At 68.6% G+C, this 12,881-nt stretch carries 12 protein-coding genes; 6 read left to right on the forward strand and 6 right to left on the reverse strand.

Features of this window, described 5'->3' with window-relative positions; all coding sequences use genetic code 11:
• From U9980_RS05015 to U9980_RS05025, 3 genes are all read right to left on the reverse strand, one after another.
• Nucleotides 1–853, reverse strand: an 853-nt coding sequence (locus U9980_RS05015; protein WP_322766888.1) for a serine/threonine-protein kinase, incomplete at its 3' end; no start/stop codon positions are given.
• A 22-nt stretch (nt 854–875) separates the two neighbouring features.
• On the reverse strand, nt 876–2,546 hold the full coding sequence (locus U9980_RS05020) for a DUF2142 domain-containing protein (protein WP_322766889.1): 1,671 nt from the start codon (nt 2,544–2,546) through the stop codon (nt 876–878).
• 103 nt (nt 2,547–2,649) lie between these two features.
• A complete protein-coding gene (locus U9980_RS05025) occupies nt 2,650–3,150 on the reverse strand; it encodes a DoxX family protein (RefSeq protein ID WP_322766890.1) in 501 nt (166 codons plus the stop codon).
• Between the two features lie 282 nt (nt 3,151–3,432).
• Here U9980_RS05025 and U9980_RS05030 point away from each other — a divergent pair, with 282 nt between their 5' ends.
• Nucleotides 3,433–4,209, forward strand: a complete 777-nt coding sequence (locus U9980_RS05030; RefSeq protein WP_322751264.1) for a FadR/GntR family transcriptional regulator — start codon at nt 3,433–3,435, stop codon at nt 4,207–4,209.
• Between the two features lie 87 nt (nt 4,210–4,296).
• Here the strand turns inward: U9980_RS05030 and U9980_RS05035 are convergent, their stop codons facing one another.
• Nucleotides 4,297–5,298: an LLM class flavin-dependent oxidoreductase gene (locus U9980_RS05035; protein ID WP_322766891.1), complete on the reverse strand. Its 1,002-nt coding sequence runs from the start codon at nt 5,296–5,298 to the stop codon at nt 4,297–4,299.
• A gap of 149 nt (nt 5,299–5,447) precedes the next feature.
• Between U9980_RS05035 and U9980_RS05040 the strand changes: the two genes are divergently transcribed.
• From U9980_RS05040 to U9980_RS05050, 3 genes are all read left to right on the forward strand, one after another.
• The gene (locus U9980_RS05040) at nt 5,448–6,455 is read left to right on the forward strand and encodes an LLM class F420-dependent oxidoreductase (protein ID WP_322751262.1); all 1,008 of its coding nucleotides are present in this window, start codon (nt 5,448–5,450) and stop codon (nt 6,453–6,455) included.
• Nucleotides 6,456–6,555: 100 nt separating this feature from the next.
• On the forward strand, nt 6,556–7,482 hold the full coding sequence (locus U9980_RS05045) for an SDR family oxidoreductase (protein ID WP_322766892.1): 927 nt from the start codon (nt 6,556–6,558) through the stop codon (nt 7,480–7,482).
• Nucleotides 7,483–7,576: 94 nt separating this feature from the next.
• A complete protein-coding gene (locus U9980_RS05050) occupies nt 7,577–8,431 on the forward strand; it encodes an enoyl-CoA hydratase-related protein (protein WP_322766893.1) in 855 nt (284 codons plus the stop codon).
• A 139-nt stretch (nt 8,432–8,570) separates the two neighbouring features.
• Here U9980_RS05050 and U9980_RS05055 read toward each other — a convergent pair whose 3' ends face one another.
• A complete protein-coding gene (locus tag U9980_RS05055; RefSeq protein WP_322766894.1) occupies nt 8,571–9,743 on the reverse strand; it encodes an acyl-CoA dehydrogenase family protein in 1,173 nt (390 codons plus the stop codon).
• A gap of 178 nt (nt 9,744–9,921) precedes the next feature.
• Here U9980_RS05055 and U9980_RS05060 point away from each other — a divergent pair, with 178 nt between their 5' ends.
• Entirely contained in the window at nt 9,922–11,073 is a 1,152-nt protein-coding gene (locus tag U9980_RS05060) for an acyl-CoA dehydrogenase family protein (RefSeq protein ID WP_322749438.1), read from the forward strand.
• A 33-nt stretch (nt 11,074–11,106) separates the two neighbouring features.
• Complete coding sequence (locus U9980_RS05065) at nt 11,107–11,928, forward strand: enoyl-CoA hydratase/isomerase family protein (protein ID WP_322766895.1); 822 nt, start codon at nt 11,107–11,109, stop codon at nt 11,926–11,928.
• Between the two features lie 50 nt (nt 11,929–11,978).
• Here U9980_RS05065 and U9980_RS05070 read toward each other — a convergent pair whose 3' ends face one another.
• Entirely contained in the window at nt 11,979–12,734 is a 756-nt protein-coding gene (locus U9980_RS05070; protein WP_322766896.1) for a FadR/GntR family transcriptional regulator, read from the reverse strand.
• Nucleotides 12,735–12,881 lie beyond the last annotated feature (147 nt).

Raw genomic sequence — 12,881 nt, forward strand, 5'->3', positions numbered from 1 at the left:
CTGGGGGCGGCGCGCCGACCGGTGGCCGTGCCGTCGCGATGTCGATCAGGAGTCCGCGGGTCTGGCGGGACGTCAGCCGGGTACGCGGATCCTTGTCCAGCAGACCGGCGAGGACGTCGGCCAGCGGGCCCGCCCGGTCGGTCGGCGACGGGGGCTGGAACAGGATCGCCGCCACCATCGCGGCAAAGGTCTCCCGGTAGAACGGCGGCTTCCCCTCCACGGCGAAGTAGAGGGTCGCGCCGAGGCCGAACAGGTCCGCCTCGGGTGTCGCCAGATCGCCGTTCAACCGCTCCGGCGACATGTACGACGGTGTTCCGAGCACTCCGGTGACGGTGAGCGCGGAGTCGCTGTCACGGGTCGCGATGCCGAAGTCGGTCAGGACCACCCGGCCGCCCGTTCCGATCAGCACGTTCGAGGGCTTCACATCGCGGTGCAGAATCCCGAACGCATGCGCGGCGGACAGGGCGTCGCCGATCCCGATGCCGATGCGGGCCACCTCGGCGACGGGGAGCGGGCCGTGATCGCGAACCAGCTGGAACAGCGACTGCGACGGCACCAGCTCCATGACGATCCACGGCAGACCATCCTCGACAACCACGTCGAGGATGGTCACCACGTGTGGATGGCCCCGCAGCCGCGCGGCATGCCGGGCCTCTCGCAAGGCCCTTTCAACCCGGTCGGCCCGCTCGAACGGATCAAGATCACCGCCGAGGTCGACCTCCTTGAGGGCCGCCTCGGTCAGCAGCACCTCGTCAAAGGCGCGCCAGACCGTGCCCATTCCGCCGGTGCCGAGCCGTTCGATGAGCCGGTACCGGCTGGCCACGATGCGGCTGGCCTCTGGCGCAACAGCCACGGCGCCCCCTCCGCGATCTTTTCTACGCCGAGTTGTCCAAGTGCAGCATGCCACCTGGATTGCCCGGTGGCGTCGGCTGCGTCGTTCGGTTCTCGGCATCGTCGCCATCATCGGTCGCGGCGTGGCGGTGGGCACCCGGACTGTGCGGTCGGTCGGGCCGCACAGCGGCGGATGACCGGGCCGCGGCAAAGGTCATCATGACCGGCAGGCAGGCCAGGACCAGCCATACAAGCCAGCCGCCCGATGGCGACCACGCCGAGCCCGATACGAACCACAGCGGTCCGTCCACGCCGACCGCGTACCGACGGCTGTTGGCGACCCATGCGACAAACTGGCTGACCGCGGTCATGGCGATGACGCCGGTAGCCACCGTGGCCGCATGCCCGCTCAGGCGCGCGGGCAGTCGGTCGGCGAGCACCTCCACCGACAGCAGGGGCAGCATCACCAGCGCGGGTAGAATATAGCGGCCCTGCATGCCGAAGCCGTTCTGGATGAACACGGCCGCGGCGAGCAGTTCGTAGCCGGCCACGACCACCGTGAGGCTGCCCGCAAGCAGCGCGCGATCGCGCCGACCGCCGAGCGCGAACGCGGCGAGGAAGAGCCCTGCTGCCAGTAGCCCCCACAGCCAGTACACGGCGCCCGGGATGGGGATCGACTGCCAGCCGAAAACCCCGACGGCCTGGCGCGCGGACTGTGGGGCGAGGCCGATCGCGACCGCGAGACCGTGGCCGAGACGGCCCCACAGAACCGGGGTCCGCAGCGACAGAGCCTGCGTCCAGAGCACCGTTGCGGCGATCCCCGCCCCGACGACCGTCACCGCCGCGGCCGCGGGTCGGCCAGCCCCGCGTACTCGCATCAGCACCGCGGGTCCGCCGAGACGGCCGATCCCGATCGTGATCGCGAAAGCCACCCACAGCGGAGCAAGCGGACGGCTCAGCGCGGTGGTGGCCAGGACGGCGCCGGCGACCAACCAGGTTCGGGCCGTGGGCTGTTGGGCACGGGACAGGCGCAGCACCGCCGCGATGGACGCGATCGCCCCGGTGACCTCTGCGCCGCTGGTACCCGCCTGCGAACTGAGGAAGAGCACCATCGGGGTGACCGCGACCGCGAAGCCGGCCAGCAGCAGGGGCCGTTGACTGCGTATCCGGTCCGGCGGTTGCCCGCCCAGCAGAAGCCACAGGCCGGCGCCGAGCAACCCCGCCGAGATGAAGGCGGACCCCAGGCGCGCCAGGACGTAGCCGGACTGAACCGACCAGGCGGCCCGGGTGAGTACTCCCGCGGGTATGTACAGCCAGGGTGGATACGCTCCGACAATGCTGTTGACCCGACCGTTTGGAACGACCGCCGGCCGGCGCAGGCAGGTCGCCGACGCAGCCAGGTGCAACGCGGTACACGGAGGATTCGTCGTGACGCGGAGGTCGGTTGGCAGCAGGAAGCTTCGGTAGGCGTTACGGACCTGGCGGAGCGAATCCTCGTTGAATGCTCGCAGCGCCTGTATTTCCGCGAACGGGACGGTGGCACCGACTATGTCTCCGTGTCCCGCCGCCACGACCTTCGCGTAATGGCTCGGCTCATCCGGAGCGGTTCCCGGCGGATTTGTCAGTGCCCACAGCAGGATCCATCCGAACAGTGCGCTGAGGAGGAGCTCCGGCGCGCGGTTCCTCCGGGCGCCGGGCAACCGCGGTCTTCTCATCCGTACGTATCGCCACCTGGGAAATTTTTCGTCGACAACATGAAGAAATCCACGCGCCGTGACGTCCGGACGCTCCGGCGCGCGGGGTAACAATAGCCTGCTCTTATTGTTTGACGGGCTGTGGCCGCCAGCTGGTCGCCAGGAGCGCGGCGGCCCCCGCGAGACCGACACCGGTGGAGATCGCGAAGCCGGCCCAGCCGGCTCCGCCCAGGCCGATCGCGTGGTCGAGCGAGGCTTTGCCCGGGCCTGCGGTGGCGATCCCGATCGCGATCACGGCGATCATCAGGACGTACTCGTAGCCCTCGCGGAACACGAAGAAGCCGTTCCGCCGGTGTGCAACCACTCCCGCGACCGCCATGAGGCCGACGGCGGCTGACGCGGCCAGCGGCGTGAGGAAGCCGGCGGCGAGGCCGATGCCCGCCGCGAACTCGAACAGCACCGACATCCAGGCCTGCACGAGCGGCGGGCGCAGGCCCATGGACCCATACCAGCCGGCTGCGCCCGCTATCCGGCCACCGCCGAACAGATGGTTCCATCCGTGGGCGATCAGAGTGAGACCCACGCAGAGGCGAATCAGAAGGATGGCTGTATCGATATGGGTCATTTCGTACTCCTGAGGAAGAACTGGCGGGTCGGTGCTGCCCGCGGCGGCGGAGGTAGGAGGGCAGCTGGAGCAGGGCAGTGGGTGCGGATGAGGAGACTATGGTGTGTGCACCGCACTTCGCCATGTTTGTCTACCCGGGGCCCGCGCCGGGCGGCGGTGGTACGGGCTGCCGTGGGGCCCGGGACAGCCCACGGGTCACACCGGCCGCTACCCCACGGCGCCGGCGCGACGGCTATGCCCAAGATGCTTCGGTGATGGCTGAATGAACTATACGATGGGTTGATGAACAGACGACCCGCCGACATCGACGCGACTGGTCACGTCCGGGTGCCCAAGACCGCTGAGCTGGTGGCGGCCGCCCTGCGTCGGCAGATTATCCGCGGTGATCTTCGAGAAGGTGACGGCCTCCCCAACGAGGCGTCCCTGATGGCGCGGTTCGATGTTTCGCGGCCGACGCTGCGCGAGGCGTTCCGGGTGTTGGAGTCCGAGGGTCTGATCGGCGTGCGCCGCGGTGCGCACGGCGGGGCGCGGGTGCATGTTCCAAATGGCGATGTGGCGGCGCATTTTGTGGGACTGGTCCTCCAACACGACAATGTGACTGTTGCCGACGTGCTGGAAGCCCGTTCGGTGATTGAACCACCGGCGGCCCGGCTGCTGGCGGCGCGGCGGCGCCGGCGGGATATCGAGGCGCTTACGGCGCATCTCGATTCCGACGAGCAGCGCCTGGCCGGTCCGGAGAGTCTGATTCCGGCGCACACCGACTTCCACGAGACAATGGTGGAGTTGGCTGGTAACCATACCCTGGCGGTGCTGACGAGAATGTTGCATCATCTGGTCACCGGCGTGACGATGGCGCATCGGGCTACGCTGCCGTCCGGTAGCGGGGCGGAGTTTCATGAGGACGATCTCGCCCTGCGTGCGCATCGGCGGCTGGTCGATCTCATTGCGGCCGGTGACGCCACCGGGGCGGAGGTTTTCTGGCGACGCCATCTGGTGGAGACCAACCAGGTCGTCCTGGAGCATTTCGATGAGGCCAGCGTCCTTGACGTGCTCGGTTGAGGCCGGCACCGATTGTCGCGCCGGTGGAAGAAAGGGTTTCCCCGAAAATCCAGCGTTCCCGTGGGGGATCCGTCCTCAGGTGGCCGCCTACCCGGCCGGTGGCGGCGTAGGTGCATCCACCGCGCGCAGCAGCGGCGCGAGACGGGTGCACACGACGTTGACGTGCTGGGCTACGAGCTCCTCGGGCATCCCGCCGAGGGAGGCCCACAGGTACACGGTGTCAACCGGCGCGTCGCCGACCGAGACTCGGATGCTGCTCGCGACATCCTCGGGCGTGCCGTAGTGGAAGTAGTCGAGCGAGCTCTTGGACGTCTCGCGGGCCCGGATGCGGTCGGGATCGACCGGCCGTGGCGTCGGCGCATCGGTTCCCGCCACCATGTGCCGGCGGTAGGAGTCGAGCTGGTAGGCGAGATGCTTGCCCACGACCGGCCAGTCGCGTTCCGGGTCGTCGCTGACCCAGCCCTGGATGCCGCCGCCCATCCGGGCGATCATGGGGTCGTGTCCGGCCTCCGCGAGTGCCTCGCGGTACGGCTCGGCGCTCGAAGCGGAGGTGCACAGCAGGTTCTCGCCGAGCAGACCGGCCCGCCGGGCGCCCTTGGGTCCCAGGTACCCGAGCCAGATGGGCAGCCGGTCCTGGACGGGACGCGGGGTCACCCGACCGTCGGCCCAGATCCGCCGCAGCTCGCGGACCCGCCCGTCGGTGGCGCTGTACCGCTTCGCCGGGTCGGCGCCGAACAGCTCGAACTCGGGTATCCGGTAGCCGGCGCCCAGGCCGAGGTCGAGGCGGCCGCCGCTGATGATGTCCACCACCGCCGCCTGCTCGGCGATCTCGACCGCCGCGTGCAGCGGTGCGATCATGATGCCGGTCCCGATGCGTACCCGGCTTGTGCAGGCCGCGATGGCTGCCGCGAAGGTGAGTGGTTGCGGGAGGTAGCCGTCATCGAACAGATGGTGTTCGGTCACCCAGACCGAGTCCGCGCCCAGTCGTTCCGCCTCCTGGCACATCTCCAGGGTGAACCCGTACAGGCGGGTGGGGTCCTGGCGGCGGTCCGGTGGGTTGCGGAGGTCGAAGTAGAGGCCTACCTGCATGCTGGTCCCCTTCGTCCGGATGGCGGGCAGGTCGTGAAGGTCTGGTCGCCTCGCCTATGAATAAGGTAGACAATACAGATGAGGCATCTTCATGTCCTTGGGTGCGTCCGGGTGCGGCGCGCCGCCTGTCGGCCAGCCGGGGAGGCTCTGTGAAGATCGATACGACGCTTCCAAAGGACATCGACGCCGTCCATCGCAACGCGCGGGAAGCCGAGGCCGCGGAGTACGACGGCCTGTGGGTGGGCGAGACACGACACGATCCGTTCCTGCTGTCGTTGCGGGCTGCTGACGCCACCCGGGATCTGACGGTCGGGACCTCCATCGCGATCGCCTTCGCCCGGACGCCGATGACGCTGGCGAACGTAGGTTTTGATCTTGCCCGCTACTCCCGGGGGCGGTTCGTCCTCGGGCTGGGTTCCCAGGTCAAGCCGCATATCGAGCGGCGCTTCTCGATGCCGTGGTCGCGGCCGGCAGCCCGGATGCGTGAGTTCGTGCTCGCCATGCGTGCCATCTGGGACACGTGGCAGAACGCAACACCGCTGTCGTTCGAGGGCGAGTTCTACACCCACACCCTCATGACGCCGTTCTTCTCTCCCGAGGCGCACGAGTGGGGCCCGCCGCCGGTGTACCTCGCGGCCGTCGGCGAGCTGATGACCGAGGTGGCCGCCGAAGTGGCTGACGGCATGTTCTTCCATGCGTTCTCGACGCCGCGCTACCTGCGTGAGGTCACCATTCCGGCCCTGGAGCGGGGCCGGGCGAAGATCGGCCGGACGCTGTCGGACTTCGTCCTGGCCGGCCCGGCGTTCGCGACGGTGGGCCGCAATGAGGCCGAGCTTGCCACCGCCATCGCCGGCACGAAGAAGCAGATCGCCTTCTACGCCTCCACGCCGGCCTACCGCGGGGTCCTGGAGCTGCACGGCTGGGGCGACCTGCAGACCGAACTGACCCGCATGAGCAAGCAGAATCGCTGGTCGGAGATGGGCGACCTGATCGACGACGAGATCCTTCGGACGTTCTCCGTCGTCGGTTCACCCGCGGAGGTCGGTAAGGGCCTGCGGGAACGGTACGGCGACGTCGCCACGCGGATCACCTTCTATGCGACCTACGAGAGCGACCCGGCCATGTGGCCGGAGGTCTTCGACGCCGTCCGCAGCTGAGTGCTCGGCACCGCAGTGCTCGTCAGTGCAGTGGTCATCAGTGCAGTGGTCATCGCCCAACCGTCGACAGTGACCGCAGGGTAACCGATCAGGGAGAGAAATGAGCATGCTGGACGGCAGGACGGCCATTGTGACCGGCGCGGGCCGCGGTCTCGGCCGGGCGCACGCGCTGCTGCTCGCGAGCCAGGGGGCCCGAATCGTGGTCAACGACCCGGGCGTGGCCTGGGACGGTGCCGGCAAGGACGAGGGGCGGCCCGCACAGCAGGTCGTGGATGAGATCGTCGCAGCCGGCGGCGAGGCGGTCGCGAACTTCGACAGCGTCGCGGACTGGAAGGGCGCCGACGGGCTGGTTCAGCAGGCTGTCGACACGTTCGGCGGGCTGGACATCCTGGTCAACAACGCCGGTTTCGTCCGCGACAAGATGTTCTTCAACCTTGAGGAGGACGACTGGGACTCCGTCATCGAGGTGCATCTCAAGGGCCATTTCGCGCCGGCCCGGTTCGCGGCCCGTTACTGGCGGGCCCGCGCGAAGGCGGGCGAGGAGGTCTACGGCCGGCTCATCAACACCACCAGTGAGTCCGGTCTGGTCGGCAACTTCGGCCAGGCCAACTACGCGGCCGCGAAGGCCGGGATCAGCGCGCTCACTGTCGTGATGGCCCGCGAGCTGGCCCGGATCGGGGTGACCTCCAACGCGATCGCGCCCCGGGCGCGTACCCGCATGACGACCCAGACCTTCGCCGGCTACGGGCAGGTGGAGGAGGGCGCGTTCGACAACCGGGCACCCGAGCACGTCAGCCCGCTGGTCGGATGGCTGGCCAGCCCGGCCGCGGCCGACATCACCGGCCAGATCTTCCACGTCTACGGCTCGGTCGTCTCGGTCTTCCGCGGTTGGGAGGTCGCAGCCACCATTGACGCGGGCGAACGGGCCTGGACGACCGAGGAACTCGTGACCGAGGGCCCGCGACTGTTCGCCGACCACGACCCGGGTCTGCCCCCGACCCTGCCCGGGGTCGCGGCGAAGGACTGAACTCGCGCGCTTGCCCGGCCGGCGCTCGCCGGTCGCTTCGCATCGGCGGGCGCCCGGCTTGCGGTAGCTGATGTCCACTTCGAAGGGAACTGTGGTGTCGGACGATCTGGTCCTGTGCACGACCGACGGCGATGGTGTCGCAACCGTGACGTTCAATCGTCCGGACCGGAAGAACGGCTGGTCACCAGACCTGGAAGCGGCCTATTTCGGGACGCTGGACCGGGTGGACCGGGACGCCGATGTCCGCGCGGTCGTCCTGACCGGCGCGGGCACGACCTTCTGCCCCGGGATGGACGCGAGCCGTCTCAACGAGAAGGCCGGCAAGGGGCTCGACCTGTCGGGACGACCGCCGCAGTACCGGCCGCGGACCCTGCGCAAGCCACTGATCGCCGCCATCAACGGTGGGTGCGCCGGCATCGGGCTCGTCCAGGCGCTCATGTGCGACGTCCGCTTCGCCGCCAGGGGTGCGAAGTTCTCCACCGCGTTCGCCCGTCGTGGGCTCGCGGCCGAGTACGGCCTGAGCTGGGTCCTGCCGCGGTATGTCGGGCTGGAGAACGCCCTTGACCTCCTGCTGTCGGCCCGGACCTTCGACGCGGACGAAGCCCTCCGGTTGGGGCTGGTCAGCCGGGTGGTCGAGCGCGACGACGTACTCGCGCAGGCCCAGGCATACGCGGGCGACCTGGCCCGTAACTGTGCACCGACCGCCCTGGCGGCCATCCGGCACCAGGTCTACGGCGACCTCGAGGTCGGCCTGGACGAGGCGCTGCGCGGCTCGTTGCAGGTGATGGCGGTGACCAACGGGTCAGCCGACTTCGTGGAGGGCATGCGCAGCTTCATCGAGCGTCGACCGCCGCACTTCGCCCCGCTGGCCGACGACTTCGACGCCGGTGCACTGACCGGTGCTCCCGTACCCGGTGGCCGGCTGGCAGCCGACGACGTCCTCGGTTAGCGCTGCCCCGGGACTGATGGTGGGAACGGACTGATGGTGGGAACGATGTGAATCCGGTGCTGTTACAACAGCACCGGATTCACATCATCAGGTCGACGCTGTGGTGGGCCGGTGGGGGATCGCGGCTGGGGACGGCTTGTCAGCGTGGTTCTTTGGGCAGGCCCAGGACCTGCTCGCCCAGGACGTTGCGCTGAATCTCGACGGCGCCGCCGTAGATCGTCTCTGCCCGGGAGTTCAGGAAGCTCGCCTGGAACAGGCTGAGTCGGTAGTCGTCCTCGACGAGCATCGAACCGGCGCCCGTCGCGTCCATCAGTAGTTCGCCGAAGTCGCGGTGCCAGGTGGACCAGAACAGCTTGGAGATCGACGACTCGGGTCCAGGGTGGGCGTTCGCGACGGCCCGGGAGATGGTGCGGATGTTCATCGCCTGCATGACCCGGAGCCCGACATAGGCCGACGCGATGCGGTCCCGCAGCACCGGGTCGCTCGGCCGGGATCGCACGAGGTCGATCAGCGCCCGCATCTCGCGCTCGAACCCGGCCTGGAAGGGCAGCACGGTGGTGCCGCCGCGCTCGTTGCCCAGGGTCCCCATGACCACGCGCCAGCCACCGTTGACCTCACCCACAACAAGGTCCTTGCTGGTACGGGCTTCGGTGAAGAAGACTTCCGCGAACTCGGCCCCACCGGCCATGTTCCGGATCGGCCGTACCTCGACGCCCGGCTGGTGGCGGGGCACCAGGATCATAGAGATCCCCCGGTGTTTCGGGGCGTCCGGGTCGGTGCGGCACAGGACGTACAGCCAGTCGGCGTAGTCACCGAAGGTCATCCATATTTTCTGGCCGTTGATCACCCATTCGTCGCCGTCGAGTTCGGCCCGGGTACGCAGGCCGGCCAGGTCGCTGCCGGCTTCGGGCTCGCTGAAGCCCTGCCCCCAGAACTCCTCGACCGCGGTGATCTTCGGGAGGAAGCGGGCCTTCTGCTCGGGGGTACCGAACGCGAGCAGGGTCGGGCCGAACAGGTCACGACCGTGGACCCCCACCCAGTACGGTGCCTGCGCCCGGGCGTGCTCGACCTGAAAGATGATCTCCTGGGCGAGCGTTCCCCCGCGGCCGCCGTACTCGACCGGCCAGCTGATGTTCAGCCATTTGTCCTTCGCGAGGAGTTTTTCCCACTCCCGGCGGAGTTCCCAGGCGGTGTCGTCGGCCGGGCCGCCGACGCCCAGGATGGTCCGGAAGTCACCGGTAAGATGATCGGCGAGCCATGACCGCGCCTCCTCCTGGAACTGCCTGTCCTGTGCGGTGACGGCAACGTCCATTGACTACCTCGCCCACTCGCGCCCAGGTGGGCGCCTCCGGCCGGATCAACGTGCAAAACCGTACAAAAAGTTAGCTGATAGCTGAGGCTATCGCAACTTGAGCGTCAGGCGGTGGGATGTCCATGCGGATCCCGACGCGCTATAGTTAGCTGATTTAGCTGATGGGAGAGGTGCTGTCGTGGACTTTGACCTCACGGACGAGCAGCGCATGCTGGCGCAGACCGCGCGGGACTTCGTCTCGCGTACCTGCCCACCGCGGCTGGCCAAGGAATGGGATGAGCAGGGCGTCCTGCCCAAGGAGCTCTTCCGCGGCATGGCCGACCTCGGGTGGTTCGGCCTCCCACTACCGGAGGACAGCGGTGGGGGCGGTGGTACCGCGCTCGAACTCGTGCTGCTCGCCGAGGAACTCGGGCGTGCCAGCCTCGACATCGCGATGTGCTACTCGGGCACCTTCATCCCCGGGCTCACCCTGCTGAAATGGGGCACCCAGGCCCAGCGCGACCGTTACCTGCCCGGCATGCTGGATGGCACCGAACGTTTCGCCATCGCCATGAGCGAGCCGGACGCCGGCTCCGACGTCGCGGCACTGCGCACCACTGCGGTCGATCACGGTGACCACTTCGTCCTCAACGGGCAGAAGGCATGGTGCACCGGGGCGGGCCTGCCCGGTACGACCATCGCGATGTACGTGCGCACCGACCCGTCAGCGCCCAAGCACGAGGGGCTGTCCCTGGTGCTGGTCGATCCTGCGACCGCAGGCGTGGAGATCCGTCGGACGCCGACGTTGGCCCGGCACATCCTCGGCACCAACGAGGTGTTCCTGCACGACGTGGTCGTGCCCCGGGAGAACCTGGTGGGTCCCCTGCACGGCGGTTGGAAGGTCATGCTCTCCGGGCTCGACCTCGAGCGGGTGCTCATGAGCGGCGCATACGTCGGGGTGGCCCAGGCCACGCTCGACGAGGCGCTGGAGTACTCCAAGCAGCGCCAGCAGTTCGACCGGCCGATCGGGAACTTCCAGTCGCTCTCGCACGCGATGGCCGACCTCCAGGTCGAGATCGACTCCGCTCGGCTGTTGTCGTACCGGGCCGCCTGGCTGCACGCCCAGGGCCGGCCGTGTTCCCGTGAGGGTTCGATGGCCAAGCTCAAGGGCTCCGAGACCTATGTCGCGGCGGCTCGGTGGGGGATGCAGATCCTCGGCGGTCACGGCTTCGCCACCGAGAGCGTGATGAGCTTCCGTTGGCGCGAGTCCATCGTCGCACCGATCTCCGGCGGCACCAGTCAGATCCAGCGTAACGCGATCGCACGCAGCATGGGCCTTCGCAGCTACTGACAGTCAGTGATTACTGATGGTAGTCACTGACTGATGACGGTCACCGATGACCCTGTCCAGGAGAGGCAGCCACTGAACATGGCGAACTACGACTTCGGGGACGTCCTCCTCGTCGAGTCCGACGGCCCGGTGCGCGTCGTCACGATGAACCGTCCAGCGGCGTTGAACGCGTTCGCCGGCGGGCTGCACGAAGCCATCGCCGACGTCTGGGCGCGCATCGCCAGCGACCGGGACGCACGCGCCGTGGTGCTCACCGGCGCGGGTCGCGCGTTCAGCGCGGGCGGCGACATCCCGGGGATGGCCCAGCAGATCGCCGACCCGGAACACCGCCGGCACAGCATGCGCGAGGCGCGGCGGCTCGCCGACGAGGTGGTGCGCTTCCACCTGCCGGTGGTGGCTGCGGTCAACGGCCCCGCCGTCGGCCTCGGGGCGACGATCGCGGTCATGAGTGACATCGTCCTGATCGCCGACACCGCGTTCCTGGCTGATCCGCACGTGCAGGTGGGTCTGGTCGCCGGTGACGGTGGCGCGGCGTTCTGGCCGCTGGCCACGAGCATCCTGCGGGCCAAGGAGTATCTGCTCACCGGTGACCGCATCCCCGCGGACCAGGCTGTCGCCCTGGGCCTGGCCAACCGGGTGGTCCCGGCCGCCGAGCTGATGGACGAGGCCCGCCGGGTCGCGCACAAGCTCGCCGCGCTGCCCCCGCAGGCCGTCCAGGACACCAAGCGGGCGATCAACCTGCATCTGGCGCAGGCCGCCCGGCTGGTCCTGGACTTCTCCCTGGCCGCCGAGGGCGAGTCGTTCACCACCGACGAGCTGCGCCACAACGTCGAGAGCTTCAAAGCCAAGTCATGACCATGATCGTGACCATGGGCGCCGTCTCATGAGCGCACCGGTCGCAGGAATCAGCTGAGCAGATCGAGGACGGTCTGCTTGTCGGTGTCCTCCAGTAGGAGTTTGCCGATCGCGGTGAGGTGCCGGCGCCAGAAGACCTCCGCCTCTTCGGTCTGCCGGTTGCGGATCAGCGCGACGAGCTTGGTGTTGGCGCGATGTGCCTTGCCCACGAGCGTCCGCTGCTGGTCGGGGTCGCTGACGCGCGCCATGTGGGAGGACACGGTGGCGGACTCGACGATCCGGTACAGCATTCCGACCAGGAGTCGCAGGGTTCGGTTGCCGGCCAGTTCGACGACGAGAAGGTGGAACTCCGCGTCGATGAACAAGAACCGCTCGTGATCGTCGAGGGCCTCCTGGCAGCTGGCCAGCATCTCGTTGAGCCGCGCGAGGTCACCGTCGTCGTGCCGCTCGGCGCACATGCCGGCGGCACGGGACTCCAGCAGAGCCCGGGCCTCGTAGACGTCGGCGAGGGTGGTGCCCCGGTACTGCAGGATCGCACCCGCGTACCGGGCGGCGGTGTCCCCGGACGGGAGGTGGACGCGCGCTCCGCCGCGCGCACCCCGTCGGACACTGATCAGCCCCTCGGACTCCAGGACCCGGAACCCCTCCCGTAGAGTCGGGCGGGAGACTCCGAAGCGTTCCATGAGGACCGCTTCAGACGGAAGCGCCGTTCCCTCGCCGAGTTTTCCGAGGATGATCTGCCGGCGGAGATGACTGGCGACGATTTCGCCGGCTTTGGGTACGCGGACACGGTCTTCGGTCGCCACGGAATCCTCCTGCTCGTTGGCACCGCCGCAGAACGGGAGTGGTGACTCGGCGTTGGGTGCCGGAGGCGGGTGAGTAGAGGTGTCCCCTGCGCGGTCGCTTCGATAATAATCTATCGGATCGCCCCTTGGCCTGTGTCTCCGGGCGAT

Source organism: Protofrankia sp. Cr1 (genome assembly GCF_963555865.1).
Classification (GTDB): domain Bacteria; phylum Actinomycetota; class Actinomycetes; order Frankiales; family Frankiaceae; genus Protofrankia.